This window comes from Pseudomonas sp. XS1P51 (genome assembly GCF_054897845.1).
Genome location: NZ_CM142707.1, coordinates 2,248,828 through 2,274,931, shown reverse-complemented (window position 1 = coordinate 2,274,931; position 26,104 = coordinate 2,248,828). Strand labels below are relative to the sequence as shown.

Genomic DNA, 26,104 nt, shown 5'->3' with positions numbered 1-26,104 from the left:
ACAAGCTGCAAGCTACAAGCTGCAAGGCAAAAGCCAGAAGCCAGAAGCCAGAAGCCAGAAGCCAGTTTGAAGCTTGAAACGCTTCATTCATCGCCGGGCACGCCATAGCTGGGCGCATTGGTAGGGTCGAGGGCACGGACAATGTAGTCCTGCATTTGCGGGCGGTAAGCCGTCCACATTTTGGTGAGCTCACCGATGGGGTCTTCTTGCGCCCAATCGACACGCAGGTCGATGATCGGCCAGATCAATTCGCCCACCACCACCAACGCGGCTGAATGAACAGGACCCGCTTCGCCACCCGCCGCCACAGCGGCTTGCATCGCTGCCAGCAAGCGATCAGCCAGTTGCCCACCGCTGGTTTCAAACGTTTGCACCAACGCCTCGATCACCGAAACGTCCGCCAGCATGTTGCCTGCGCCGACGCACTGCTCGCCGGCCAGCGTGTGGTGCGTGCCCAGGGTTTGACTGCCGCTGAAATGCGCAGTCCGTCCCAGATGATCAATGGCCGTCAACTGCCGGTATTGGCTGTAGCCATTGCTGGTCAGCGCCTTGTCCAGAGCCTGCTCCGGAGACAGGCCGTGCTCCATGTGCCCGAGCACCTGCGGACCTAGCGCGGGAAGGGTGATGTTCTGCGTCGAGACCGCGCCCACACCGGGCTGCAGCCATGGGCAACGTGCGCCGACGGCGATACTGGAGGAGCTGATGGCGATGCCCAGCTCTCCGGTTTCGACGCAGCGCCCGATGATGGAGAACGTCATGGTGTGTGCTTCCTGTTCGGAGGGAAGTGACCGGGTCGGGTCGGGTCGGAGGCGAAACGAGTTTTTGTGCTGCTCGATAATCCGAAAGGTGCTGAGCCCCGCATCGAGAAGTGCTTAGCCTCGCATTGAACGAGGTCTGCGTCGCCTGGACAGAGCCTAGTTTTTTCCTGCCTTCGAACGATAAAAAACATCGTTTCGCTATCCCCTGGACCCCAACAGAATGCAACGGTCCGGCAACCCTGGAGGCCACCACCTGATTCGCGGCACACGCTAGCACTTGACTTGCAGATCTATCGACACACCTAACGACATGCACACACGCTCAGGCCAGAGTCTGGCTCTTCTAAGGCGACTCGCGGGGGGAGATCATATTGAGCACGCTGACCAAGCTACCAGCCACATCGCCGGATCAAGACCGGGCGCAGAACCTGAACGCGGAGGGCGCGCCGGTTAAACTTCGAGTGCAAAGCCTGGGCAAGCGTTATGGGAGCATCGACGCCCTGCACGCGCTCGATCTGGAAGTTCGCAGCGGAGAATTGCTGACACTACTGGGTGCTTCGGGCTCGGGCAAGACCACGCTGTTGCAGATCATCAGCGGTCTGGTCGCGCCCAGCAGCGGCCGGATCATCATTGACGATCGAGACCAGACGCACGCGCCGGCCCATCAACGGGACATCGGTGTGGTGTTCCAGAACTATGCGCTGTTCCCCCACCTGACGGTGGCCCAGAACATCGGGTTTGCCCTGGAAATGCGCGGCATTTCTCGCGCTGAAAGCCGGCTGCAAATCAGCGAGGCGCTGGCCATGGTCGGACTGGAAGCGATGCAGGAGCGCTTTCCGCGTGAACTGTCCGGCGGTCAGCAGCAACGGGTGGCCCTGGCGCGCTGCTTTATCTACAAACCTTCGTTGATCCTGATGGATGAACCGCTTTCCGCGCTGGATCGCAAGCTGCGCGAAACCATGCAGATGGAGATCAAGCGGCTGCACCGGGAGACCGGTTCAACGATCATTTTCGTGACCCATGACCAGGATGAAGCGCTGGCGCTGTCTGACCGGATTTGCATGATGCACAACGGTTGCATCGAACAGATCGACGATCCGCAGACCATGTACGAGCGGCCACGCACGGTTGCGGTCGCGCGATTCATCGGTATCTCCAATGTGATCGAGGGCGCGGTCATGCAGGGCGATCGGCTGCTGACGGCCGACGCGATCATTGCGCTGCCAAAAGGGCACGGCTGTCAGCCAGAAAAGCTCGGCGCGCTGATCATTCGTCCGGAGCACTTGAACGTGGTCCCGGCAGATCAGGGGATGTTGCAAGGCCAGGTGGTCGACTCGGTCTATGCGGGCGTTGAGACCCGCGTCGTGCTGCGACTGGCGTCGGGAAACCTGATGACCGTGCGCCGCCTTTCCGGTCAGGCGCCCATGGCCATCGGCAGTGTGGTCGGCCTCGAGTGGCAAGCGCATCAATCCCGTTTTCTTTCGGCGTGATGCTGTCTGCGCAGCACGCATTTGCTTTACCCGCCTGCCAAATCATTCGAAAGCCAATCAATTCGGGGACGCAGTGATGTCAGATGCCAAGAATATTTCGCGACGCAATGTGATCAAGGGGGCCGGTGTCGTCACTGCTGCAATGGCAGTGCCGAGCTTGTGGACTGGCAGTCGTGCCTTTGGTGCCGAGACGATCACCGTTTCGGATGTCGGTGGGGCAGTGGCACCTGCGATTCGCACGGCGTTCTATGAGCCGTTCGAGAAAGAGACCGGAATCAAGGTGATCGGCGTTGCGCACGACTCCGATCCGGTGACCCAGTTCAAATTGCTGGTCGATGCAAAGACTTACATCTGGGACGTCAGCATGGTCACCCAGGACCACGTAGCGCGTCTCACCCAGCCGAAAAACTACCTCGCAGACCTGAACATTCCGTTCGCCAAAGGCCAGGACGTGCTGCCGGGCATGCTCACCAACAACTGGCTGGGCTTCTCTGTGTTCGGCATCGTCATGGCTTACAACAAGGAAAAGTTCGCCGGCGCGCATCCTGCCAGTTGGGCGGATTACTGGGACACCAAGAAATTCCCGGGTCGGCGCGGCCTGTACAAAAGTCCGTGGGGGGTACTAGAACTGGCGTTGCTCGCTGACGGCGTCGCTGGCAAGGACCTTTACCCACTGGATGTGGATCGGGCGTTCAAAAAGCTCGACCAGATTCGCGGCGACGTCGCTGTCTGGTGGTCGGCCGGTGCACAGAATACCCAGACCCTGCAAAACGGCGAGGTGGATATCTCCGATACCTGGTCCGCTCGTGGTTATGCCGCCATCGCTTCCGGCGCGCCACTGAATATGCTGTGGGAGGGCCTGTACTCGGTGGATGGCTGGTCTATTCCGATAGGCACTCCGAAACTGGATCTGGCGCGCAAGTTCGTCGAGTTCTGCATGCGTCCAGAGCAGCAGGCGGTGTATTCGTCGCTGACCACCAACGGCCCGAGCAACAAGCGCGCATTCGAGTTCATCTCCGCCGAGAGAGCCAGTGCCTTACCGAGCGCACCGGAAAACTTCAAGCACCTGACCGAGCTGGATTCGGTGTGGTGGGGCAGCAATTACGACGCCGTCACCGAGCGCTTCCAGGAATGGATGCTGGGTTGAGTCCGACGGTTACCAATGTCCATCAATTGAGGATCCTGCACATGAGCAGCACCCGACACATGGCCTTGGCCACTCTGGTTCAAGGCACTGGCGCACACCCGGCTTCCTGGATGCAGACCGGCACGGCGGACGACGCCTCCACCAGCATCGAGCACTTCATCGCCATGGCCCAGTTAGCCGAGCGGGGATGTTTCGACATCTTCTTCATTGCCGATACGCCCGCTGCACGTACCGATAACCTGTACGCGTGGAAGCGTTTCCCTATGTTCATGAACGTGTTCGAACCGATTACCTTGCTGTCGGCGCTGGCGGTTGCCACCCGCCACATCGGCCTTGGCGCTACGGCCTCCACCAGCTTCATGGAACCTTACAATCTGGCACGCCAGTTCGCGTCGCTCGATCACCTTAGTCATGGCCGCGCAGCGTGGAACGTGGTCACCAGCGCCAACGATTACGCGGCGCGTAACTTTGGCCTGGACAAGCTTCCGCCTCACGCCGAACGCTACGACAAAGCCAATGAGTTCATGGAGGTAGTGGGCGCGCTGTGGGACACCTGGGAGGACGACGCCTTCGTCAATGACAAGGCCAATGGCTTGAATTTCCTTCCGGAAAAACAGCATCCGGTCGATCACGACGGCAAGTATTTCACCGTACACGGCGCGCTCAATATCGCCCGTGTGCCGCAGGGAAAGCCGGTAATCATTCAGGCGGGTGCTTCAGAAACCGGCAAGGATTTCGCGGCCAAAACGGCGGAGGTCGTGTTCGCTTCTGACCCGACGGTGGAAAAGGGCAAGGCCTTCTACGACGACCTCAAGGGCAGGGTAGTGAAGTTCGGGCGCTCGCCTGACGAGCTGAAAATTCTGACCGGGTTGTCGGTGGTCATTGGCGATACCGCTGAAGAAGCAGAAGCCAAATATCAGCATCTGCAGAGCATGATCCACCCGGATGTCGGGCGCATGCGTCTGGCGCAGGATCTTGAAACTGATCTGTCAGACCTGCCCCTCGATGAGCCGATTCCGGAAGAGCGGATACCTGCGTCCTCCAATTTCCATCGCGCCTATTTCGATTACATCGTCAACATGATCCGGGTCGAGAAATTGACCCTGCGCGAAATGTGCATGCGCTACGAGCGGGGCAACGTGACCTTTCGCGGTACGGCTGTGCAAGTGGCCGACCACATGCAGGAATGGCTCGATGCTGGCGCCGCCGATGGCTTCATGATGATTTTCCACACCATGCCCGGTGGCATGCAGGACTTCGTCGAGAAGGTCGTGCCGCTGCTCCAGCAACGCGGGCTGATGAAGAGCGAGTACACCGGAAAAACCCTGCGTGATCATCTGGGCCTGGCGCGGCCTGCCAACCGACACGCGTGACCTGATCCGGAGAGTGCTGCCATGGCTGAGCTAGCGATACACACTGTTATGTCCAGTCCGACGCGCACGCGAGGGGTGTCTCTGAGTGCGCTTTGGCTGGTGGTGCCGGGCGTGATGTTCCTCGCGGCATTTCTACTTTATCCATCGTTCCAGTTGCTGATTGTCAGCCTCCAGGATCCACGCACAGGTGCGTGGACCCTGGCGGCGTTCAGCAAAGTGTTTGCCGGGGGCGTTTACACCCGTACCTTGAGTTCAACCTTCGTCGTCGCGTTGCAAACCACCCTGTGGTGCATTTTCGCGGGGTATCCACTGGCCTACTGGCTGGCCCGGTTGAGTCCGCGTCGGCAACGCATGGCGGCGCTTTTCGTGCTGTTGCCTTTCTGGACCAGCGCACTGGTGAAAAACTTTGCCTGGCTGGTGTTCCTCGGTCGTAACGGGGTCATCAACGATCTGCTGACCTCTATGGGCTTCACGCCTGCCGAGCTCCTGTTCCAGCGCTCGACGGTGGTGTTTTCCATGGTGCACACCATGTTGCCCCTGGCGGTGGTGGTCATGCTGCCGATCATGAACCAGATAGAGCGTCAGTTGACCCAGGCCGCCGATACCCTGGGCGCCAGCGCTGTACAGCAGTTCTGGCGGATTTACCTGCCACTTTCGATGCCTGGCGTGGCGGCGGCCGGGCTGTTGGTATTCATTTCTGCGCTGGGCTTTTTCATCGCGCCGACCTTGTTGGGCGGGGCGAAGGACACAATGCTCAGCCAACTGATCATCGTGCAGATCAACCAGTTGCAGAACTGGCAGATGGGGGCAGCCATTGCGGTCATGCTGGTTCTGGCCGCGCTGGTCACCTGTTTTATCTACGACCGTACCTTCGGCCTGTCGACCTTGTCTGGCGCCTCCAGTGACCGGCGCCAAGGCAATGGCTTGATGCGGCGCGTCGGTCTGGGGATCGGCTGTGCGATGGGCGACTTGTGCGATGCGCTGGCGCGGGGTTACACGCGTGTGTTCGGCGTACGCAGCGCTGACTGGATGTTGTCGAGCTATGCATGGCTGATCATTGCCGTGTTGATCGTGCCGATCCTGGCATTCATTCCGATGGCATTCACCGGATCGAACTTCCTGTCGTTTCCGCCGACCAGCCTGAGTTTCAAATGGTTCGGCCAATACCTGCAGTCACCGTTGTGGGTGGGCGCAACCGTTCGCTCATTCGGTATCGGTGTCGCCACCGCGTTGATCACATTGCTGCTGGCGACCATGGCGGCATTCGGTCTGGCCCGCAGCAGGAGTCGGCTGGGTGGTCTGGCGTTCTTGCTGTTCATGACACCGATGATTGTTCCGCCTATCGTGATTTCCGTGTCGCTGTTCTACCTGTTCGCGCACATGTCGCTGGTGGCCACCAACCTCGGGATCATCATCGGTCACAGCGTGATCGCCTTGCCGATGGCCTTTGTGGTGTTGCTGGCCACGTTCAAACATTATGACTGGCGCCTCGATCAGGCTGCTGCGACGCTGGGCGCCGCACCGTGGCGGGTGTTCATCAAGATCACGTTGCCGCTGATCAAGGGCGGTATGTTCGCCGGGCTGGTCACCGCCTTTTTGCAGTCGTTCGAAGAACTGACCGTCGCCATGTTCATTGGGGGCGGGCTCAAGACCACGCTGCCCAAACAGATGTGGGATGACATTCTGCTTCAGGTCACACCGACCCTGGCCGCCGCTTCGGTGGTGGTGCTGTTGATCGTCTGTGCCCTGTTTTCCCTCATGGAATATTTCCGTCCCGCAGATCATCAGGTGAGTGCATCGTGACCGCACAAATGATCGAGAATCCTCAACTGGCCATTGCCACCTTCCGTGACGCCATGGCCCGGCTAGGCTCTGCCGTGCATGTCGTTACCAGTGAGGGATCGGCAGGCGCCACCGGCTTCACCGCGACCGCCGTGTGCAGCGTCACCGACACGCCGCCCACGCTGCTGGTGTGCCTGAACCGAAACGCTTCGGCGTACGCGGCCGTGGTGGAAAACGGCGTGTTGTGCGTCAACACCCTGGCCTCGTCGCAACAAGCGCTGTCCCAGGCTTTCGGCGGCAAGACGCCGATGGCCGAGCGCTTCGGCCATGGCACCTGGACCACCTTGCAGACTGGCGCCCCGGTGCTGCATGGCGCGATCGCCAACTTCGATTGCCGCATCGTCGATGTCATGCAGATCGGCACCCATGACGTGCTGATCTGCGAGGCGGTGGCGATTCTCAGTGAGCCCGAATCGCCTGTGCTGTTGTACGTGGACCGCAGTTACCATTCGGTTTTAAATCGCTTTTGATTCTGGCCGCAGGCCTTTGTTGGAGCGAGGCTTGCCCGCGAAGCTTTTGATTCTGGGCGGAGCCCGTAGGAGCGCAGCTTGCTCGCGATCTGGCGCGAAGCGGCAGCAAGACCTGAGCGTGCGGTGTGTCTGATGTACCGAGGCGTTTGGCTTTAGAGCCGCTGCGCAGCCCATCGTCGGCAAGCCGGACTCCTGCGACCTTCGGGCAGAAGCAGATTTGCGGCGACATTTCGTTTGCTCGTTCCCACGCTCCGCGTGGGAATGCCTTGCATGACGCTCCTCGTCACAGGGGCGCGGAGCGTGGAACGATGAAGATCGCGGCGAGGCTCTGAAGGAGTTCCCTCAAGTAGGGATTTACCCGCGCAGCGCCAGTGTCAGGCGCTCAAACATGCGATCACAGGCTTCAAGCTGTTCGACGCTGACGAACTCGTCAGGTTTGTGACCCTGGTCCATGCTCCCCGGTCCACACACCACGGTCGGGATGCCGATGGCGTCGAACAGCCCGCCCTCGGTTCCGAAGGCCACTGTGGTGAATTCGCTGGAACCACAGCACTGGGCGATCAGCTTCGCCGCGTCGCTATGGGCATCGGTCGCCAGTCCGGGATAGGACGACAGCTCGGAGAAACGAATGCCACTTCCGGCGTTGACCGCCTGCATTTTTGGCACCACCTGCTGTTGCGCGTACTGCTGCAACTGCTGAGCGACGTGGTGGGCATCCTGATCGGGCAGGGTGCGTATTTCGAAGTCGAAGCGGCAATCGGCGGGTACGATGTTCAGGGCCTTGCCGCCTCCAATCAGGCCGGTCTGCACGGTGGAGAAGGGCGGATCGAAGCGTGAGTCCTGCAGATGCTCGGCGCGCAGTCGTGAACCGATGCGGCCCAGTTCGCCAATCAGGTCAGCCGCGTATTCGATGGCGTTCACCCCCTGCGGAGCATACGCGGAATGACAGGCGGCACCGTGCACATCGCAGCGCATGGCGAGTTTGCCCTTGTGGCCCAGCACTGGTTTGAGTTCCGTGGGCTCACCGATGATGCACAACGTCGGCTTGATCGGACGCTGTTCAAGCTCGGCGAGCAGGCTGCGTACCCCCAGGCACCCGACTTCTTCATCGTAGGACAAGGCGATATGCACCGGCATGCGCAGCGGCTGGGCCAGCAGACCCGGTACGGCGGCCAGCACGCAGGCGATGTAGCCCTTCATGTCAGCGGTGCCGCGGCCGTAGAGCTTGCCGTCCTTTTCGCTCAGTTCGAACGGCGGCACCGTCCACGGTTGACCATCGACCGGCACCACATCGGTATGGCCAGACAGCACCACACCCGGACGATCATCCACGCCGAGGGTCGCGAAAAGGTTGGCCTTGCTGCGTTCCTCATTGAAGATCAGTTCGCAGGGCACCTGATGCCGGGCGAGGTAATCGCGCACGAATTCGATCAGTTGCAGATTGGACTCGCGGCTGGTGGTGTCGAAACCGATCAGTGCAGCGAGTAGCGCCTTGCTGTTCATTCATTCATCTCCCGGCACGCCGTAGCTCGGTGCCTTGGTCGGGTCCAGGGCGCGTGTGATGTAGTCCTGCATCTGCGGGCGGTAGTCGGCCCACAACTGTGCAAGCGTGCCGATCGGGTCTTCTTCAGCCCAATCGACGCGCAGGTCGACAATCGGCCAGCTCAGGTCGCCTACCACCTTCAAGGCGGCCGAATGCACGGGACCTGCCTCGCCACCGGCAGCCAGCGCCGCCTGCATGGCGGCAATCAGACGATCAGCCAGTTGTCCCTCCGTCGTTTCGAAAGCGTTGACCAGGGCATCGATGACGGTGGTGTCAGCCAGCATGTTGCCTGCGCCGACGCATTGCTCGCCAGCGACCGAATGAACGCAGCCCAGGGTTTCGGTGCCGTTGAAGATCGCTGTGTTGCCCTGGTGATCAATGACTGTCACTTGCCGGAACCGGCTGTAGGCGTCGTGCGCCGGCACCGTTGCAATCGCTTGCTCGGGGGACAGTCCCAGAACCAACTGATCCAGCACATGGTTGCCCAGCGCAGGCAGGGTGATGTTCTGCGTCGAGACGGCGCCCACGCCGGGACGCAACCACGGGCAACGCGCACCCACTGCAATGCTCGACGAGCTGATGGCGATGCCCAACTGACCGGTTTCGGCGCAACGGCCAACGATTGAAAACGTCATGGTATTTGATCCTGTTCTATACGTGTTCGGCGCCAGCATAGCGGGCGATATTCGGGCAGCGCTCAGCGCGCGCCTTCAACGTTCAGCACGCGTCCCAATCCCAGAAAACGATTGGCCAGCGTCAACAAGGTCCCGGTGGCGGCAATGTACATCACCGACAGCGCGGCCAGGGTCGGGTCGGCAAATTCGCGCACGTAGTTATACATGGCGACGGGTAAGGTCTGGGTCGCCTGAGTGGTGACGAACAGTGAGGCGGTGAACTCGTTGAACGAGAGAATGGCCGCAAACAGCCAGCCGCCAAACAGCCCCGGAATCATCAACGGCACGGTGATGGTCCATACCACGCGCAAGGGCGACGCCCCAAGGCTTGCGGCCGCCAGCTCGATACGCTGCTCAAGATTATGCAGCGACACGTACAGGCTGCGCAGCACGAAGGGCAGCACCAGCACGATGTGGCAGAAGATCACCAGCGCATAGCCACGCCCCAGATTGAGTTGCGCCACCAGCATCAGCAGTCCCAGGCCGATGGTGAAGTGCGGGATGAACAGCGGCGACAGCAGCACACCTTCGAGCACGCGCTTGCAGCGAAAGTCATAGCGGTGAATCGCGATGGCCAGGGTCGTGCCGATCACCACTGCCAGGCTCGAGGCCCAGGCCGTGACGATGAGCCCGGCATAAAAGCCCTTACGAAAATCGTCGTAGGCGAGCGCCCGTTCGAACCAGCGCAGCGACCATCCCTTGGGCGGGAAAAACAACACCGAGGTGCCGCTGAACGAGGAGATGATCACCACGATCGTGGGCAGCAGTACGAACAGCAGAATCAACCCCACCAGCAGGCGACCTGCATGGCCGAGCCATTTGTCGCGATTGGAACGAGTCATCTCAATGGCCTCCGACGCTTTGCAGGGAGCGGGTCATGCGCTTGAGCGCCGTCAGCAGCAGGATCGTCAGCACCAGGCCGGCGACGCTCAGTGCAGCGGCAAACGGGAAGTTCAGCGACGAAAAGCCCAGTTGATAGACCAGTGTGGCGACGGTGCTGACCTTGCCACCACCGATCAGCTGCGGGGTGGCGAAGGCGCTGAAAGTCCACGCGAAAGCCGTCGTGAGGATGGCGACGATGCCCGGCAACGACAGCGGCAGGGTCACGGTGAGGAACGCACGGATCGGCCCGGCACCCAGACTGGTTGCAGCTTTTTCGTAGGCCGGATCGATGTGCGAAAGCCCGGTGGCCAGCATCAGCACCATGATCGGCATCGTCACGTGGACCAGCGCCAGCACCACGCCGGTCTGGGTGAACATCAATTGCAGCGGAGTGTCGATCACGCCCATGGCCAGCAGCAGGCTGTTGAGAAAGCCGCTGTTGCCCAACACAATGATCCATGAATAAGTGCGCACCACTTCGCCGAGAAACAGCGGGGTGATGGCGATGATCAGGATGCTCGACTTCAGCCAGCCGGTGCGCGTGCGGACCAGCGCGTAGGCCAGTGGATAGCTGAGCAGCAGACCGAACAGGGCGGTCTTGAAACTCAGTGACACGGTGTTGAAGAACGCCTGGGCATAAAGGGGCTTGAACAAGTCCTGGAAGTTGTCGAGGGTGACGCCGCCAACGTTCAGCGAACCAGGCATGTAGGCGCGTACGCTGTATTGCAGCACGGTAAGCATCGCGATGGTCAGTCCGATGGCGGTCAGCGCCGAGGGCAGCACCAACCACAGGACAAACGCGGGTCTTCGAGTCATGGGTGTTTCCCGGGCGAGCGGTCCTGAAAGCTGGCCGCTGGAGTAAGACAATCAGCCTGCGGCGGCGCGCCGGACGCGCTCGCCGCAGCGCTTGCAGCAGGGTTTAGTGCGCCATGATGTTTTCCGAGAGCCACTTGCGCCATTCCGCGGATTTCTCGGCGCGCAGTTCAGGGTCGATGTTCAGGGTAGCGTCCCATTGGGCGGCGGTGGTCAGCATCCCCGGCAGCCTGGCGATTTCCGGATCGACATGGGCGTTGGTCACCACCGGGCTGCCACGGTTGATCCTGGCGATAGCGGCTTGCACCTCCGGCGACAAGGCGATGTTCATGAACTTATGGGCCAGGTCGGCATGCTTGCTGCCCTTGTTGATACCCATCGAATCGACGCCCAGCACGGCGCCTTCTTTGGGAATGGCGAGTTTGATATTCACGCCTTCTTCCATCATGTGGTAGGCGTTCATGGACAGCATCACCTGCACCGGCGTCTCGCCCGTGGCAATCAGCTGCTGGCTGTTGGCATCGCTGGTGTAGAACGACTTGATGTTGGGAATCAGCGCCTTGAGCTTGTCCTCACCCTTTTCCCAATGCTCGGCGTCGCTGCCGGAAAGCTTGGCCGAGACCGTGATGATATGGCTCGGGTCCCAGTCCGGGAGGGCCAAGGTGCCCTTGAGCTCGGGTTTCCAGAGGTCTTCCCAACTGTCGAAGGTCTCGCCCTTGGGCGCCAGATCAGGACGGTAGCCAATGGTGTAGACATCGCCCCACACCCCAATGTGCGCCGAGCTGAGTCTGGCCTGGTGAACCAGATTGGCAGCGTTGGGAATCTTGCTCATGTCCAGGGTTTCGAACAGGTTGTCGTGGGTGTACAGCCAGCCCACATGAGACGTGGTGAAGGTCAGGTCGGACTCGGCGGTGCCGGCCAGCTTGGCTTTGTTGAGTCGGTCGATGGTGCCGCCGGTAACGTACTTGACCTCGACGCCGGTTTCCCTGGTGAATTCCTTGCCGATGGCTTCGTCGATCAGGTCCTTGAAGCTGCCGCCCCAGGTGCTGATGACCAGCTTGTCAGCGGCGCTGGCATTCGCGGCGGCCAGCAGGCTCGCGCTCAATAGGGTCAAGGCAATGACGTTACGCAGCATGTTCTATTCCTTCTGGCTGATTCTGAAAAAGGACAATCGCAGGGCGGACAACGCACATTGACTGAGCCCCCACACGTCAGGGTTCCGGCAGGCCTGGGCATTACCGAGAAGCGATCAGCCATGACCCATCATGGAGTGGCGCAACCGATGCGGTAAAACAGCGTTTGCTGTACTTGTGCATCGGAATTTCCGACGCAGTCACCGTCTCGTTTCCCCCGCTTCAATAACCTCGGGCCGGATCCACTCGATGCAGTACCGGCTCACCGCGCGCCAGGCGCTGGATGTTGTCGGCCACTTGCGCCGCCGCCGTGGTCGGGATGGCGACGGAGGCCAGGTGCGGAGTGATCAGCACGTTGTCGAGCGCCCAGAGTGGATCCTCCGGGGGCAGCGGTTCGCGGTCGAAGACGTCCAGCGTCGCCTCACCGATCTGACCACTGGTCAGCGCAGCCGTGAGTGCCTGCTGATCGACCACCGCGCCTCGGGACACGTTGATAAAGCAACTGCCCCTGGGCAGCAGCGCCAGGCGTTCGGCGTTCAGTAATCCGTGGGTCTGCGGGGTCAGTGGCAGCATCACCACGAGAATGTCGCTGCTGGCGAGAAAACCGTCCAGGCTGTCCATCCCGTTCACGCAGGCGACGTTTTCCAACTGTTTTTCCGAGCGTGACCGGCCGCGCACGTCGAAGCCCTGGCGCGTCAGTTCCAGCGCCGCATACGCACCCAGTTCACCCAACCCCAGCACACCGACCCGCACGCTGGAAGGCAGGCGCGGGTGCAGATAGTGCCAGCGCCGTTCGCGCTGGGCGCGTTCTAAGGCCGGGATATCACGGGGATAACGAAGCACCGCGAACAGCACGTAGCTGGCCATCATGCGGTCCATGTCAGGGTCGGAGATCCGCGTAATGGGCACCGCAGGCAAGTCGTCGCGACCCACCAGCGAATCGACACCGGCACCCAGATTCACCAGCAGTTGAAGATGCCGATAGCGCGCGAAAAAGCCCTGCGGCGATTTCCACGCCAGCGCATAGTGCACGCTGTCCGGATCCTCGACGTCCTGCTCCTGGCAGATGCGCACGTCCGGCAACAACGGTGCGAGCAGCGTGTGCCACTCCTCGAAACTGTCGTGCTGGCTATAGAACACCAAAGTCGATGTCATGGCTTTGCCTCCAACAGATCCGCTACGGCCGTCAGCGCCAGCCGATAACCCAGCGCGCCAAGACCTGCAATGACGCCGGTGGCGGCCTTGGATACGTAAGAGTGATGACGGAAACTCTCGCGCTTCCAGATATTGCTCATGTGGGCTTCGATGATCGGGCCGTCGAAGGCAAGCAGCGCATCGAGAATGGGCACCGAGCTGTAGGTCAGGCCAGCGGCATTGATGATGACCGCGTCGGCATGCAGACGCGCTTCCTGAATCCAGTCCACCAGCACGCCTTCGTGGTTGCTCTGGCGAAACTCCAGTTGCAGCCCCAGCTCGGCGGCATGGCGCTGACAGCGGGCCTCGATGCTGGCGAAGCTTTTGCTGCCGTAGGTGCCGTTTTTGTCCAGCCCGTAAAGGTTGGCGTTGGGGCCGTTGAGAAAAAACACGGTACGGGGCATGACTGACTCCAGGGTGTTATTCAAAGGGGCGGGTCGCGACCATGGCGGGGTGCTGGTCGAATGCGGCAAACCAGTCGGCGGTGGCAGGGTGGCCGTTGCGCCAGCCGAACTCGGCAAAGCGGAAGTCCAGGTAACCAAGGCCGCAGCCGATAGCGATCAGTCCGATGTCATTGGGGACGTTGCTGTAATGCGGGGCCTGACGTTCGATGTCTGCGAGCACGGCGCGGATCTTGGTCAGTTGTCCGTCGAGCCAGCCGTCCCATTGCTTCTCGGCTGGCCGCGCAACGGTTTCGTAACGCGCCAGCATGGCCGCGTCCAGCAGGCCATCGCCCAAGGCCTGGCGTGCCAGACTGATCCACCGTTGCTGGCCCTCGCGCGGGAACAGCGAGCCGCCGGCATGGGCGTCGAGGTATTCGCAGATCACCCGGCTGTCATACAGCGCCAGGCCGTCGGCGGTTTGCATCGCTGGCACCTTGGCCAGCGGATTGAAAGCGGCGATGCGCTCGTCGCGTTTGATCGGGTGGGCTGCCGAATCGAGTTTCTCGATCTGCTCGGCCAGTCCCAGGTAGTGGGCGGTGACCATGACCTTGCGCACGTAGGGGGAGGTCGTGGCGTAATACAATTTGAACATCGACGCTTTCCTTACTCTGGCGTGACTCTGGGTCGTAGTTTGGGCTGGCGGTGCTGAGGTTTCGGCGGCGCTTTTCTGGTGTAGCCAAGCGCCGCGCTACGGTGCTCCGGCGATCAGCAGCACCTTGCCGAGATTGGCATTGCTCTCCAGCAGGCGGTGCGCCTCGGCGGCCTGATCAAGCGGCAAGCGGGTGTGGATCAGCGGCCGCACCTGGCCTGATGCCAACCAAGGCATGAGGTTTTCGCGAATGCACGCCGCCAGACGCGTCTTCTCCCCGACACTTTTGGGTCGCAGCGTGGAAGACGTCAGACTCAGGCTTTTGCGCATCAGCAGTTGCAGGTCCAGCTCGATCTTCGCGCCTTGCAGGAACGACAGGCTGACGTGGCGCCCGCCGGCGGCCATGGCCTCCAGATTGCGCGAAACGTAAGGGCCTCCGACATTGTCGAGCACCACATCGACACCGCGCCCCTGGGTGCATTCGGCAATCACTGCGACGAAGTCTTCGCAGTGGCGATCAACCGCACGCCAGACACCCAGCGCTTTGAGCATGGCAACTTTCTCGGCGCCGCCCGCAGTGGCAATCACCCGAGCGCCAGCGGCGTGGGCACACTGCACGGCAAAGCTGCCCACGCCGCTGGCGGCACCATGAATCAACACGGTATCGCCGGCACGCAGGCGCCCCAGCTCGAACAGGTTATGCCACACCGTGAACGCCGCTTCTGGCACCCCGGCGGCGTCCACCAGCGACAGCTCGGGCGGGACTGGCAGGCAATGGGCAGCCAACGCGACGCAGTACTGCGCGTAACCGCCGCCGTTCAACAACGCCATGACGCGGTCGCCAACGGAGAAGTCATCAACGCCACTCCCCACAGCCACCACCGTGCCCGCCGCCTCAAGGCCGAGCACGTCAGTGACACCTGGCGGCGTCGGCATGCCGCTGCGCTGCATCAGGTCTGGACGGTTGACGCCTGCGGCGGCCACACGAATCAGCAATTCGCCGGGCTGGGGGCTCGGCATCGAGCGCTCGACGCGCTGCAGCACTTCTGGTCCACCTGGCTCGCGAGCGATGATGGCGCTGATGGTTTCAGGGAGCGCGCTCATGATGGCTGCCCTGTCGCGCAGGCGCTGATGTTGATTGTTATGTGATGGATCGCGGTCATGAAGTGCTCGAATTCAATAAAGGGGGCGGGACGTCGGCGGCGAAGGCGCAAACGCCTTCCTCATCGAAGCTCAGGCCGGCGGCGGTACCTACGGGCCAGCGGGTCAAGGCATCGAGCCCGGACTGGCGGACGAACAGGCGATTCTGTCCCAGGGCAGGGACGTCAAGATGGATGTCGACATGGCCCCCCTGAAACACATGGGTCACCACGGTGGCGCTCAGCAGCGTAGTCGGGCCGAGTGCGCCCAGGCGGATGTTCTCCGGCCGCACATAAATGTCCACGCGCGCGCCGACGTCTGCATGTACCCGCTCGGCCGGCAGGCGCAGCACGCTGTCGCCCAGCGACAGGGTCGCCAGTTCATCGCGGCTCAGGTAACGACCCGAAAGGACATTGACGTCGCCAACGAAGCTGGCCACGAACGGGTCCCGTGGGTGGCGATAGATCGCATCCGGCGTGCCGACCTGGCGGACATGGCCGGCGGACATGACCACCACACGGTCGCTCATGCTCAAGGCTTCGCTTTGGTCATGGGTGACGAACACCGTGGTCACTCCCAGCTTGCGCTGGATGTCCTTGAGCTCAATCTGCATCGACAGGCGCAGATTCTTGTCCAGCGCCGAGAATGGCTCGTCCAGCAGCAACACTTTTGGCCTGATCACCAGTGCCCGAGCCAGTGCAACGCGTTGTTGCTGGCCACCGGAGAGCTCACGGGGTTTACGATCGCCATAGCCTTGCAGCTTGACCAGCGCCAGAGCCTGCTCGACGCGCTCGCCTATTTCGGCTTTGGCGACACCGCGCATACGCAGGCCGTAGCCGATGTTTTTGGCCACGCTCATATGCGGGAACAAAGCGTAGTTCTGGAACACGATGCCTATTTCCCGCTGGTAAGGCGGGGTTTCGGTCACCAACTGGCCGTCGATGAAAATCTCGCCATTGTCGGCGTCGGCAAAGCCGGCCATCAGATTGAGCAGCGTGGTCTTGCCGCAGCCAGAGGGGCCCAGGAGGGTGACGAACTCACCCTCCTGAATCTTCAGCGAGACTTCGTGCAGCGCAATCGACTCGCCAAAGCGCTTAAGCACCTTGTCCAGCTGCACTGCGATGTTGATCCCCGGTGTAGCCGCAGAATTTACGGTCACTGTCGCGGATTCAAAGGTCTTGATCTGTGCAGTGGCCATGGCGGCTCCGGTAGCGAGGGCAAGGAATTCAGGCGGCGGTCCAGTCATCCGGGATGACGGCGATCACGTCGATTTCCATCAACCACTCAGGTTGGCCGAGACCGGAAATCACCAGACCGGTGGAGATCGGGAATACGCCTTTGAGCCATTTGCCGACCTCCTTGTAGACTGGCTCGCGGTAGCGAGGATCGATGATGTAGGTGGTGGTCTTGACAATATGGGAGAGGTCGGAGCCTGCCTCTTCCAGCAGCTGCTTGACGTTTTTCATCGCCTGCTCGGCTTGCGCTTGCGGGTTGCCGAGGCCGACAAGGTTGCCATCGAAATCGGTGCCGATCTGTCCGCGCACATAGACGGTGTTGCCAGCGCGCACGGCTTGGCACAAGTCGTTGTCCAGCGACTGGTTTGGGTAGGTCTGCTTGGTGTTGAACATGCGGATGCGGGTATGGGTAGGCATGCCTGGCGTCTCTTGGGGTAGTGAATGGTTCAAGCTTCACATTGACCCTGATTTGACGAAACCAGCATTTGCGCGGGGTACTGGTTAGGAAAAACCGAAGACGAGGGGATAGGGGGGGGGGCTGGCGTTGGGAGATGTGGGGCTTTTTTATGCGGGGCACGTAGTTCCCCGTGGGAGTCATCGGAAATTACGACGGTCGCGATGCGGTTTGTCTGACACCCCGGGATTGGGTGTATATCCGTTATTTTGGTGATGCTGGTATTGGTTCTGTCCTTACGAGGGGCACTTTTTTCAGAAGCCCGGAATGCTGGCCCAGAAAAAAGTAACCAAAAGGCCTTGCTCCCCGTATCCGGCCCCCCTTCGTCGGGGTTCCCACGCTCCGCGTGGTAGCGATCAAATGCGCTTTTCGCTTTTCTAACGTAATTGTCCAGACACCGCCAAACGCGACTTTGGGGCAGGCCGAACGCAGGCGATGCGGAGTGGACTGCCGGGCATGGATGCCCGGCAAGCGCCGTCAGGACATGGATGTCCGTTCGGCGAGTGCCCACGGAGCGTCGTCGGAGTGAGGGAACCCGACGAAGGAGGGCCAAGCTAGGAGCAAAGCGTTTTTGGTTACTTTTGTCGCTTTTACAAAAGTGACCCGCCGTAAGGGCGGAACCATAACAACAGTACACACAAATAATGGATATTCACCCAGTCTCTAGCGTGTCAGACAAACTGCGTCGCGACCGTCGTAACCTCCGATTGCTCCTACAGGGTATTGCGTGATCCATCTGTTCAGCGATCGGCCATCCTGACTCAGGACCGCTCATAAGCCATGTAATCATTCTGCAAGACTATGTGATCGGCGATGTACTTCGCGTCATGCCACACCCCGTAGATAAACGAGGAAGCACGATTCACCAGGTTAGGCAGCCCCAGGAAATAGATCCCGCCTTCTGCGCAGATCCCGCGCTTGTGGAAGGGGTCGCCTTTCTCATCGAAGGCATTGACCTGCAGCCAGCTGAAATCGAACTTGAACCCCGTTGCCCAGAGAATTGTTGTAATTCCGGCTTGCTCCAGGTCCAGGCTCAGCACCGGGTTGGTCAGGCAATCCGGATCAGGCAGCAGCTCCCACGCTTCAGGCTCCGGTGGGAACGGCAGGCCGTTCTGCTCGATGTAGGCGTCTGCGTGACGCAGCACATCGAAGTAAGCTTGATCACCCTCAGCCACGTTCACTGCGAGGCCCGGTTCGAACGTCATGACACCGTCATCGCAGGATTTGGTCAGCCCCACCAGTGTGATTCCCTGATGCGCGAGACGGCGGAAATCCACCGTCTTGCCGCCTTCATAGCCGCTGACGGCGAAGGCCACGTGCTTTTTCTTGGGCGTGATGCGGACTTCGTCCCACAGGCCCAGCGCACCCAGCCACCAGCAATAATCGCGGCCACGGTACGAGCGAGGAGGGCGGTAGTGCTCACCCACCGAGAGATAGACTTTCTTCCCGGCTTTTTGCAGCTCCTCGGCGATCTGCGAGCCCGACGCCCCGGCGCCCACCACCAGCACAGCACCCTCGGCCAATTGGCCCGGATTCTTGTAGGCCGAAGAGTGAAGTTGCTGAACCCTTACCTGCTCGGAAACGATATTCGGCACGGCCGGCCGCTGGAAAGGGCCCGTTGCCGCGACCACGTTGGAGGCTTCGATGACACCGTCCGACGTCGTGACCTTGAAGCCGGGGCGTCCAACATGACGCTCTACCTTGAGGACTTCGACGCCTGTGCGAACCGGCGCCTTGAGCATGGCGGCGTAATCTTCGAAGTAGTCCGCCATGCGCTCTTTCGGTGGAAATGCTTCCTGCGAGATGCCTTCGAATTTCATGCCTGGAAAGCGATCGTGCCAGGCGGGGCCGTTGGCAACTAGCGAATCCCAGCGTTCCGAGCGCCAGCGCTCTGCGACTCGGCTGCGCTCCAGGACAGCGTGTGGCACATCCATGAGTGAAAGATGTTCGCTCATCGCGATACCCGCCTGGCCTGCGCCGACTACCAAGGTGTTGATTTTTTCCACTGACATTTGAATTTCCTAAAGAGAATCGACCTTGATCGGTTTCGCCGATGCGTAAGCACCGACAGCACGTCGAGAAGGCACAGGAGCCTTGCAGACTTCATCCAGCCAGGGCGCCAGTGTGATCAGGCAAAGGTTTTATAGGAATTATGCTTTTTGAACGTAGAGCTTAGGAAAAACCGAACCCCGCTGGAGCATCCGCAATTGGATGATGGCGCCCGTCGCGTGCAGGGACCTGCGGAGGCTGTCCGGCATGAACCGTGCAGCGACGTCATTCAAAGGGTTGGCGTTATTGTTCGCCAACTCGTTACCGATGTGGAGGGGCGTGATGCTCAGTCGTATTACTCAACGCCAGCTGGAATATTTCGTCGCTTCCGGGGAGGCCGGCAGCATCAGCGCGGCCTCGGAACGCATTCATGTGTCGTCACCTTCTATCTCGGCGGCGATCACCCACGTGGAGGCGGAGCTAGGCATTCAGTTGTTCATTCGGCATCACGCGCAAGGCATCTCGCTCACGGCAGTGGGGCGGCAGGTCATGCAAGAGGCCAAGCTCATCCTGGAGCAGATGAGCAACCTTTACACGATCGCCTCGGAGTCGCTGAATACCGTGCGCGGGCCGCTGCGAGTTGGCTGTCTTCATTCGCTGGCACCGATGATCACACCCGAGTTGGTGTTTGGTTTCGGTCGCGCCTTTCCAGGCGTGCGGATCACTCAGGTCGAAGGCGATCATGAGCAATTGCTGGAAAAGCTGCGCAGTGCCGAGATCGATATCGCGCTGACCTACGACCTGGCGACCAGCGCCGACATCGACTTCCAGCCCCTGGCGAAGTTACCGCCCTACGTTATGGTGGGTGATTACCATCCACTGGCACATCTGCCGGCCATCAGCTTGCAGGACCTGGAACCCTATCCGATGGTGCTGCTGGATATCCCCTGGAGTCGGGAATATTTTCTCAGTCTGTTCATCCAGGCGGGCACCACCCCGAACATCGTCATGCGTTCCAGCAACCTTGAAACCGTGCGTGCCATGGTGGGCAACGGCGTCGGCTATACCATTGCTAACGCGCGTCCCAAGGGCAATATTTCCCAGGACGGCAAACGCTTGATCCGCATTCGCTTGGCGGGCGGCCTGCACGCCTTGCAACTGGGCTATGCCACGGCCACCAATGCACAGTTGTCTCGCGTCGTGTCTGCGTTCATCGAGCGTTGCCGCATGTTCGTTTCCGATCAGTACATCCCCGGGATGGCCGCGCCGAGCTTCTTCGATCCCCATGCCGTGCGGGCAACCGGCGTCAGCGAGTGATCACGCTCGCACCACGGTCGATCATGCATCGCTGTCACGCTGCTTCGGATTTTCTCGCCCCAGTTGTAAATCAGAAACGAATTTAAGCAACGGAGCCGAGACTTCAGACTGCAGGCATGAGACGAGCCCGAGGACCAACACGGGCTGGTCGCACCAAAATACGGCATCGACCGGCGAGCGAGATGAGGGGGCGCCTTTTTGGCGCGATTCGGTAGCGGCCGGCTCTGCACGCAAAAGGCACCGGAAAGAACCGTGGGCGCTGCATCGGTTCTGCCTACGCACTGCTCCAGTTAATCCTAATTGACCGTAAGCACCTCTCTCCATGAACCTCGTTTCAGCGGTGTACGCCGTGATCCGCGTTCAAGTGGGGCGCCCGGTTGCACATTCAGATTTTTTTGTAGAGCGCGGCGACGAATGACATTCGACTGGAATTACATGTTTGGTTTGCTTCTGGATGCCGAGTTCTGGCGAGCGACATGGACCGTGATCAAGCTGAGCTTCGTGACCTGGGTCATTAGCATCGGACTCGGGTTTTTCGTGGCCTTGGCCAAGCAGTCCAAACGTCCGTTGCTGAACGCACCGGCACGTGCCTACATCTGGCTGTTTCGCAGCGTGCCACTGCTGGTGTTGCTGATCTTCGTCTACAACATCCCGCAGGCATTTCCGGCCACCTCGGTAATGCTCGGCGATCCGTTCTGGGCCGGCCTGCTGGCGATGGTCCTGTGCGAAACAGCGTATGTGGCGGAGATTCATCGCGGCGGTCTCCTGTCGATTCACAAGGGGCAGGCCGAAGCGGCGCGTGCCTTGGGGCTGAAGTTTTTCGGCACCCAATGGCGGGTGGTCATTCCTCAGGCGCTGAGGGTGGCATTACCCTCGCTGGCCAACGAATACATATCGATCGTCAAGCTCAGTTCTCTGGTGTCCGTCATCTCGTTGACCGAAATTCTCATGGTCGGTCAACGGCTCTACTCGCAGAATTTTCTGGTGATGGAAACGATGGCGGCGGTCGCCTTCTATTACGTGCTGATCGTCACGGTGTTCGACTTCCTGCTCAAACGCCTCGAAAAGTTTCTGGACGTCAACCAGCGCAATGTCTCCCGAGTACCCAGCGCCGAAGTGCTGGCGCTGGCGACACAACAGCGAGCAGTCGTGCCGCGGGCGGCCACCAGCGAGCCGCAGGTTCCGGCGCTGCAAGCTACCCGATTGCACAAGGCCTATAACGGTGTCGAGGTGCTGGGTGCCGTCAGCCTGCAGGTTCAGCCTGGTGAAGTGGTGTCGGTCATCGGGCCGTCCGGCTCGGGCAAGACCACGCTGATTCGTTTGCTCAACGGTCTTGAGCAGCTCGATAACGGCGATATCAAGATCAACGGCCAACCCTTCATTCACCTGAACAGGCAGGGCGCGCAGAAACCGCAATACGTGGAGCAAGCAGAACATCGCCTTAACATCGGCATGGTGTTCCAGAGCTTCAATCTGTTCCCGCACCTGACTGTGCTCGACAATCTGCTGATGGCGCCGCGTTACCACCGCCTCGGCAGTCTGCAAGAGCTCAAGCAACAGGCCTACGCGCTGTTGCACAAGGTGGGCATGCTCGACCACGCCTGGAAGTACCCGCATCAACTGTCGGGTGGACAACAGCAGCGTGTGGCGATTGCCCGGGCCTTGATGATGCGTCCGCAGATCATGCTGTTCGACGAACCCACCTCGGCGCTGGACCCGGAAAAAGTCAACGAGGTGCTGCAGGTCATCGAAGCCCTCGCGCAGGAAGGCATCACCATGGTGATCGTCACCCACGAAATGAATTTCGCTTTCAAGGTGTCCGACCGGATTGTCTTCATGGAGAAAGGCCGCGTGGTATGCGATGACCAACCCCAGGTGTTGCGCGGCGGTCACAACCCACGCATCGAAGCCTTCCTCAAGGATGTTTCGCTGGCGTGACCCCTATATCGTTCGAGTTTCAAGAAGGAAAGAGCATGATCGAGCAATCGCAGGTTGAGCAGTTCCACCGGGACGGTTTTTTGGTGGTGGAAGGGGTCCTGGCGGCAGATGAGGTGGCTGCGCTGCAGCACGACTTCGACCAGTGGGTAGAAGAGAGCCGTGGTCACGCGCAGGGCTGGGGCGAAACCATCGACGGCCGTATGCGTTTCGACCTCGAAGGCGACCACCGGGCCGATCATCCCTCATTGCGCCGCGTGAGTTCGCCTACCGAGATCTCGCCGGCCTACCGGCGCGTCGCGTTGCAGTCGCGCATGGCGGAAATTTCTGCGCAATTGATTGGCGGTGGCGGTACGCGCTTCCACCACAGCAAGGTCAATTCCAAACTGCCGCATACTGCCACTCAGGTGAAGTGGCACCAGGACTTTCTGTTCACCCCACACAGTAACGATGACATCGTCACCGCCTTGCTGATGGTCAGCGAGGTGACACCGCAGAACGGCCCGCTGAATGTCATCCCCGGCAGTCACAAAGGCCCGCTGTGGTCGCACTGGCATGATCAGCGCTTCACCGGCGCGGTGGATGATCAGGTCGTCGAAGAACATTGCCAGGCGCCGGTTGCCTGTTTCGGTCCTGCCGGTTCCGTGTGCTTCATGCACACGCGGTTGTTGCACGCTTCAAGCCCTAACGAGACCGAGCTGCCGCGCACTCTGTTCATCGGCGTCTATGCCGCTGAAGACGCGCAGCCATTCGGCGAAAACCCTCTGCCCAGCGAGCACTCCGGCCTGATGGTGGTCGGTCAGGAAAGCGGCCTCGTGCGCTGCACGGCGAATCAGATGCGCTTGCCGCAGAAGCCTCGTGGCGCCTCTTTCTTTGTGCAACAAGCCGGGCAAGACCAAGCCACTGCCTAACATCTTTTAACCTTGCGGGGATACACCATGACAGCGTTGCACAAGATTGTTCGTCCTATTGCCCTGAGCCTGGTTGGCGCAGCGGTCGCAATGAGCTCGTTGGCAGCCTCGGCTTTCCAGCAGGATGGCAAGATTATTGCCGGTTCCGATGTCACTTTCTTCCCTTATGAATACATGGATAACAATCGCCCTGCAGGGTTTGACATCGAGTTTCTCGACGGTCTCGGCAAGGTCATGGGGCGCAAGGTAGAAACCGTCGACACTCGCTTTCCCAACCTGATCACAGGTCTGCAGGGTGGGCGCTTCGATATCACCAACTCTTCGATGTACATCACCGCTGAACGGGTGAAAGTCATCGACATGATTCCCTATCTGAAGAGCGGCGAATCCATCCTGGCGCTCAAGGGCGGCGAGTTTCAACCCAAGCGCCCGGAAGACTTCTGTGGTCACAAGATCGGTTCGATGGCGGCAACTTCCTGGTTGCAGCAGATGAACAAACTGTCGGAGGAGTACTGCGTCAAGAATGGCCTGAAGCCTATCGCGATCAGTGAATATGCCACTGACCCGCAAACCACTCAGGCGATACTCGCCCATGCTGTCGAGGCACAGATCACCGACGCGGCAGTGGCCCGTGGTGTGGTCGAGAAACTGGGCGGTCGTGTGGTGATTTCTTCCGACACCCTGATCTACCCGGTTCTCAACGGCTGGGGCGTGAAGAAAGGCAACGACGAGGTCAAGAACGCTCTCGTCGATGCGCTGAACAAATACCGCGTCACCCCTGAATATGCGGCCCTGATGAAGAAGTACAACTTCCAGGCACCCACCGATGAAGACATCGCCACGCTGATGCCTAAACCCTGATACGAGCCTATAGCGCGTGCCGCACCCCGGTGCGGTCACGCCCTGCGGAGAAAAATTCATGGCCTTAGCAATAGAAGAACAGGCAATCGAGAAGCAGGCTCGCATCGATCTTGCTGCGACCTTTCGTATCGTTGCCCACCTGGGCATGCACGAAGCGGTGGCTAACCATTTCAGCGCTGCAGTTTCGGCCGATGGCAAAAAGTTTCTGATTAATCCCAAGTGGAAGCATTTCTCCCGCATTCGCGCCAGTGACCTGTTGCTGCTGGACGCTGACGATCCCGTCAGCGCGGAGCACCCGGACGTCGATTCGACCGCCTGGGCCATTCACGGGCAGATTCACCAACGCTTGCCGCAAGCGCGTGCGGTCCTGCATTTGCACCCGGTCTACACCACGGCCGTGGCTTGCCTGGCCAACCCCCATGTACCACCGATCGACCAGAACACTGCGCGCTATTTCAACCGCGTGGCGGTAGACGGGATGTACGGTGGCATGGCCGACACCGAGGCCGAGGGTGAGCGCCTGGCCGGATTGCTCGACGGTAAAAGTCGTCTGCTGATGGGTAACCACGGGGTCATGGTCATTGCCCCAAATATCGGTGAGGCGTTCGATGACATCTGGACGCTGGAGCGTGCCTGCCAGATTCTGGTGACGGCCTGGTCCACCGGCCAACCGCTGCGAGTGCTGTCTGACGAGGTGGCCGAGAAAACCGCCAAGGGTTGGGAAGGGATCTCGGATTTCTCCCGTCGGCACTTCGAAGAAATGAAACAGTTGATGATCGACGCCGACCCGTCTTTACTCGACTGAACCCTGCACAAGCCCGGCGTCGGCACCATAAGGTGCTGGCGCTGAGTCTGACTCAGCGGTGGAGCAGGATTTCGCGATTGACGTCGCGGATGTCGGTCCTGCCGCAGAATGCCATGGACAGGTCGAGCTCATTCCTGATCAATTCCAGGGCCGTGCTCACGCCTTTTTCGCCAAGGGCTCCCAGCCCATACAGCATGGCGCGACCGATGTAGGTGCCGCGTGCGCCCAGCGCGATTGCCTTGAGCACATCCTGACCCGAGCGGATACCGCCATCGAGATGGACCTTGGCGTAATTGCCCACCGCAGCGACAATCGCCGGTAACGCCGAAATCGATGAGCCCGCGCCATCCAGTTGCCGTCCCCCATGGTTGGAAACGATGATCGCATCGGCGCCGTATTCAACCGCCAGCCTGGCGTCTTCAGGGTCCTGAATGCCCTTGATGATCAGCTTGCCGCCCCAACGTTGCTTGATCCACGCCACATCCTGCCAGGACAACCGCGGGTCGAACTGATCCCGGGTCCAGTCGACCAGTGAGCTGATGTTGTCCACGCCCTTGGCGTGGCCGACTATATTGCCAAACTGACGATTGCGGGTGCGCAGCATATTCAGGCACCAGCGCGGTTTGCTTGCCATGTTGACGATGTTGCGCAGGGTCGGTCTGGGCGGGATGGACAGCCCATTCTTCTTGTCCTTGTGCCGCTGACCGAACACCTGCAGGTCCATGGTTACCACGAGTGCCGAGCAGCTGGCGTTACGTGCGCGCTCGATCAGGTCCTCGACGAAGGTTCGGTCACGCGTCACGTAAAGTTGAAACCAGAACGGATGGCGGTCAGTCCGCGCCTATAGGCTTCAACCGCTATGACAATGAGGAGAAGCGTCGGCTGAAGACAATCTATCAGACCAGAAAAGAAGCTGAGAGTGAGTGTCAGCAGATGAACCTTGAGCGGCTACATAGCCTCCACTCAGAACGAGAATCCATACCAACTCTTTAGGTATTCACTGTGGCCAAATAGTACCCTGTTTTGGGCGTTCTCATATCAGGATTAGCTGGTGCTAAACGGTGCGGTGAAGTACCCCCAGCTCCCTTGGATGCTCGGCGTTCAAT

23 protein-coding genes and 1 pseudogene are annotated in these 26,104 nt (G+C 60.3%); 10 read left to right on the top strand and 14 right to left on the bottom strand.

The features are described from left to right. Positions 1 to 83 precede the first annotated feature (83 nt). Entirely contained in the window at positions 84 to 758 is a 675-nt protein-coding gene (locus ACYZUD_RS10380; protein WP_462023911.1) for a DUF1028 domain-containing protein, read from the bottom strand. A gap of 371 nt (positions 759 to 1,129) precedes the next feature. On the opposite strand from ACYZUD_RS10380, the gene ACYZUD_RS10375 reads away from it, so the two are divergent. From ACYZUD_RS10375 to ACYZUD_RS10355, 5 genes are all read left to right on the top strand, one after another. Next, positions 1,130 to 2,248 carry an ABC transporter ATP-binding protein gene (locus ACYZUD_RS10375; RefSeq protein WP_462023910.1) on the top strand — a complete coding sequence of 373 codons (1,119 nt, stop codon included), beginning with the start codon at positions 1,130 to 1,132 and terminating at the stop codon, positions 2,246 to 2,248. Between the two features lie 76 nt (positions 2,249 to 2,324). Further along, entirely contained in the window at positions 2,325 to 3,395 is a 1,071-nt protein-coding gene (locus tag ACYZUD_RS10370) for an extracellular solute-binding protein (protein WP_462023909.1), read from the top strand. Positions 3,396 to 3,436: 41 nt separating this feature from the next. After that, positions 3,437 to 4,768, top strand: a complete 1,332-nt coding sequence (locus ACYZUD_RS10365; RefSeq protein WP_462023908.1) for an LLM class flavin-dependent oxidoreductase — start codon at positions 3,437 to 3,439, stop codon at positions 4,766 to 4,768. Positions 4,769 to 4,816: 48 nt separating this feature from the next. Further along, the gene (locus tag ACYZUD_RS10360) at positions 4,817 to 6,571 is read left to right on the top strand and encodes an ABC transporter permease subunit (RefSeq protein ID WP_462023907.1); all 1,755 of its coding nucleotides are present in this window, start codon (positions 4,817 to 4,819) and stop codon (positions 6,569 to 6,571) included. An 8-nt stretch (positions 6,572 to 6,579) separates the two neighbouring features. Further along, positions 6,580 to 7,080 carry a flavin reductase gene (locus tag ACYZUD_RS10355; protein ID WP_462025020.1) on the top strand — a complete coding sequence of 167 codons (501 nt, stop codon included), beginning with the start codon at positions 6,580 to 6,582 and terminating at the stop codon, positions 7,078 to 7,080. 354 nt (positions 7,081 to 7,434) lie between these two features. On the opposite strand, the gene argE is transcribed toward ACYZUD_RS10355, so the two are convergent. From argE to ACYZUD_RS10295, 12 genes are all read right to left on the bottom strand, one after another. After that, complete coding sequence (argE, locus tag ACYZUD_RS10350) at positions 7,435 to 8,583, bottom strand: acetylornithine deacetylase (RefSeq protein ID WP_462023906.1); 1,149 nt, start codon at positions 8,581 to 8,583, stop codon at positions 7,435 to 7,437. Further along, complete coding sequence (locus ACYZUD_RS10345; RefSeq protein ID WP_462023905.1) at positions 8,584 to 9,258, bottom strand: DUF1028 domain-containing protein; 675 nt, start codon at positions 9,256 to 9,258, stop codon at positions 8,584 to 8,586. A gap of 62 nt (positions 9,259 to 9,320) precedes the next feature. Next, positions 9,321 to 10,139, bottom strand: coding sequence for an ABC transporter permease (locus ACYZUD_RS10340; RefSeq protein WP_462023904.1), 819 nt, complete (start codon positions 10,137 to 10,139; stop codon positions 9,321 to 9,323). 1 nt (position 10,140) lies between these two features. Next, positions 10,141 to 10,995, bottom strand: coding sequence for an ABC transporter permease (locus ACYZUD_RS10335; protein ID WP_462023903.1), 855 nt, complete (start codon positions 10,993 to 10,995; stop codon positions 10,141 to 10,143). Between the two features lie 103 nt (positions 10,996 to 11,098). Continuing rightward, positions 11,099 to 12,127: an ABC transporter substrate-binding protein gene (locus ACYZUD_RS10330; RefSeq protein WP_462023902.1), complete on the bottom strand. Its 1,029-nt coding sequence runs from the start codon at positions 12,125 to 12,127 to the stop codon at positions 11,099 to 11,101. A gap of 220 nt (positions 12,128 to 12,347) precedes the next feature. After that, complete coding sequence (locus tag ACYZUD_RS10325; protein WP_462023901.1) at positions 12,348 to 13,280, bottom strand: 2-hydroxyacid dehydrogenase; 933 nt, start codon at positions 13,278 to 13,280, stop codon at positions 12,348 to 12,350. After that, complete coding sequence (locus tag ACYZUD_RS10320; RefSeq protein ID WP_462023900.1) at positions 13,277 to 13,723, bottom strand: type II 3-dehydroquinate dehydratase; 447 nt, start codon at positions 13,721 to 13,723, stop codon at positions 13,277 to 13,279. Before ACYZUD_RS10320 ends, ACYZUD_RS10325 begins: the two co-directional genes overlap by 4 nt. Positions 13,724 to 13,739: 16 nt before the next feature. Further along, entirely contained in the window at positions 13,740 to 14,354 is a 615-nt protein-coding gene (locus ACYZUD_RS10315) for a glutathione S-transferase (RefSeq protein ID WP_462023899.1), read from the bottom strand. Between the two features lie 96 nt (positions 14,355 to 14,450). Then, complete coding sequence (locus tag ACYZUD_RS10310) at positions 14,451 to 15,455, bottom strand: NAD(P)H-quinone oxidoreductase (RefSeq protein ID WP_462023898.1); 1,005 nt, start codon at positions 15,453 to 15,455, stop codon at positions 14,451 to 14,453. A 55-nt stretch (positions 15,456 to 15,510) separates the two neighbouring features. Further along, positions 15,511 to 16,689 carry an ABC transporter ATP-binding protein gene (locus ACYZUD_RS10305; protein WP_462023897.1) on the bottom strand — a complete coding sequence of 393 codons (1,179 nt, stop codon included), beginning with the start codon at positions 16,687 to 16,689 and terminating at the stop codon, positions 15,511 to 15,513. Positions 16,690 to 16,717: 28 nt separating this feature from the next. Next, complete coding sequence (locus ACYZUD_RS10300; protein WP_462023896.1) at positions 16,718 to 17,143, bottom strand: RidA family protein; 426 nt, start codon at positions 17,141 to 17,143, stop codon at positions 16,718 to 16,720. 798 nt (positions 17,144 to 17,941) lie between these two features. Then, positions 17,942 to 19,192 (bottom strand): flavin-containing monooxygenase, encoded by a 1,251-nt coding sequence (locus ACYZUD_RS10295; RefSeq protein ID WP_462023895.1) that lies wholly within the window; start codon positions 19,190 to 19,192, stop codon positions 17,942 to 17,944. Positions 19,193 to 19,511: 319 nt separating this feature from the next. Here ACYZUD_RS10295 and ACYZUD_RS10290 point away from each other — a divergent pair, with 319 nt between their 5' ends. The 5 genes from ACYZUD_RS10290 (at position 19,512) to ACYZUD_RS10270 (ending at position 24,998) form a co-directional block, all read left to right on the top strand. After that, positions 19,512 to 20,486, top strand: coding sequence for a LysR family transcriptional regulator (locus ACYZUD_RS10290; protein WP_462025019.1), 975 nt, complete (start codon positions 19,512 to 19,514; stop codon positions 20,484 to 20,486). A gap of 414 nt (positions 20,487 to 20,900) precedes the next feature. Next, the gene (locus tag ACYZUD_RS10285; protein ID WP_462023894.1) at positions 20,901 to 22,424 is read left to right on the top strand and encodes an amino acid ABC transporter permease/ATP-binding protein; all 1,524 of its coding nucleotides are present in this window, start codon (positions 20,901 to 20,903) and stop codon (positions 22,422 to 22,424) included. 35 nt (positions 22,425 to 22,459) lie between these two features. Continuing rightward, entirely contained in the window at positions 22,460 to 23,332 is an 873-nt protein-coding gene (locus ACYZUD_RS10280; protein ID WP_462023893.1) for a phytanoyl-CoA dioxygenase family protein, read from the top strand. A 27-nt stretch (positions 23,333 to 23,359) separates the two neighbouring features. Then, a complete protein-coding gene (locus ACYZUD_RS10275; RefSeq protein WP_462023892.1) occupies positions 23,360 to 24,193 on the top strand; it encodes an ABC transporter substrate-binding protein in 834 nt (277 codons plus the stop codon). A 58-nt stretch (positions 24,194 to 24,251) separates the two neighbouring features. Then, on the top strand, positions 24,252 to 24,998 hold the full coding sequence (locus ACYZUD_RS10270) for a class II aldolase and adducin N-terminal domain-containing protein (RefSeq protein WP_462023891.1): 747 nt from the start codon (positions 24,252 to 24,254) through the stop codon (positions 24,996 to 24,998). Between the two features lie 52 nt (positions 24,999 to 25,050). Here ACYZUD_RS10270 and ACYZUD_RS10265 read toward each other — a convergent pair. Then, positions 25,051 to 25,821, bottom strand: a pseudogene (locus ACYZUD_RS10265) (alpha-hydroxy acid oxidase); the annotation flags it as partial. Between the last annotated feature and the right edge of the window lie 283 nt (positions 25,822 to 26,104).

Bases quoted from the DNA above. Each gene is read 5' to 3' on its own strand.
- ACYZUD_RS10380 (WP_462023911.1), bottom strand. From the start codon at position 758: ATGACGTTCTCCATCATCGGGCGCTGCGTCGAAACCGGAGAGCTGGGC.
- ACYZUD_RS10370 (WP_462023909.1), top strand. From the start codon at position 2,325: ATGTCAGATGCCAAGAATATTTCGCGACGCAATGTGATCAAGGGGGCC.
- ACYZUD_RS10365 (WP_462023908.1), top strand. From the start codon at position 3,437: ATGAGCAGCACCCGACACATGGCCTTGGCCACTCTGGTTCAAGGCACT.
- ACYZUD_RS10360 (WP_462023907.1), top strand. From the start codon at position 4,817: ATGTCCAGTCCGACGCGCACGCGAGGGGTGTCTCTGAGTGCGCTTTGG.
- ACYZUD_RS10355 (WP_462025020.1), top strand. From the start codon at position 6,580: ATGATCGAGAATCCTCAACTGGCCATTGCCACCTTCCGTGACGCCATG.
- argE (WP_462023906.1), bottom strand. From the start codon at position 8,583: ATGAACAGCAAGGCGCTACTCGCTGCACTGATCGGTTTCGACACCACC.
- ACYZUD_RS10345 (WP_462023905.1), bottom strand. From the start codon at position 9,258: ATGACGTTTTCAATCGTTGGCCGTTGCGCCGAAACCGGTCAGTTGGGC.
- ACYZUD_RS10340 (WP_462023904.1), bottom strand. From the start codon at position 10,139: ATGACTCGTTCCAATCGCGACAAATGGCTCGGCCATGCAGGTCGCCTG.
- ACYZUD_RS10335 (WP_462023903.1), bottom strand. From the start codon at position 10,995: ATGACTCGAAGACCCGCGTTTGTCCTGTGGTTGGTGCTGCCCTCGGCG.
- ACYZUD_RS10330 (WP_462023902.1), bottom strand. From the start codon at position 12,127: ATGCTGCGTAACGTCATTGCCTTGACCCTATTGAGCGCGAGCCTGCTG.
- ACYZUD_RS10325 (WP_462023901.1), bottom strand. From the start codon at position 13,280: ATGACATCGACTTTGGTGTTCTATAGCCAGCACGACAGTTTCGAGGAG.
- ACYZUD_RS10320 (WP_462023900.1), bottom strand. From the start codon at position 13,723: ATGCCCCGTACCGTGTTTTTTCTCAACGGCCCCAACGCCAACCTTTAC.
- ACYZUD_RS10315 (WP_462023899.1), bottom strand. From the start codon at position 14,354: ATGTTCAAATTGTATTACGCCACGACCTCCCCCTACGTGCGCAAGGTC.
- ACYZUD_RS10310 (WP_462023898.1), bottom strand. From the start codon at position 15,455: ATGAGCGCGCTCCCTGAAACCATCAGCGCCATCATCGCTCGCGAGCCA.
- ACYZUD_RS10305 (WP_462023897.1), bottom strand. From the start codon at position 16,689: ATGGCCACTGCACAGATCAAGACCTTTGAATCCGCGACAGTGACCGTA.
- ACYZUD_RS10300 (WP_462023896.1), bottom strand. From the start codon at position 17,143: ATGCCTACCCATACCCGCATCCGCATGTTCAACACCAAGCAGACCTAC.
- ACYZUD_RS10295 (WP_462023895.1), bottom strand. From the start codon at position 19,192: ATGTCAGTGGAAAAAATCAACACCTTGGTAGTCGGCGCAGGCCAGGCG.
- ACYZUD_RS10290 (WP_462025019.1), top strand. From the start codon at position 19,512: ATGCTCAGTCGTATTACTCAACGCCAGCTGGAATATTTCGTCGCTTCC.
- ACYZUD_RS10285 (WP_462023894.1), top strand. From the start codon at position 20,901: ATGACATTCGACTGGAATTACATGTTTGGTTTGCTTCTGGATGCCGAG.
- ACYZUD_RS10280 (WP_462023893.1), top strand. From the start codon at position 22,460: ATGATCGAGCAATCGCAGGTTGAGCAGTTCCACCGGGACGGTTTTTTG.
- ACYZUD_RS10275 (WP_462023892.1), top strand. From the start codon at position 23,360: ATGACAGCGTTGCACAAGATTGTTCGTCCTATTGCCCTGAGCCTGGTT.
- ACYZUD_RS10270 (WP_462023891.1), top strand. From the start codon at position 24,252: ATGGCCTTAGCAATAGAAGAACAGGCAATCGAGAAGCAGGCTCGCATC.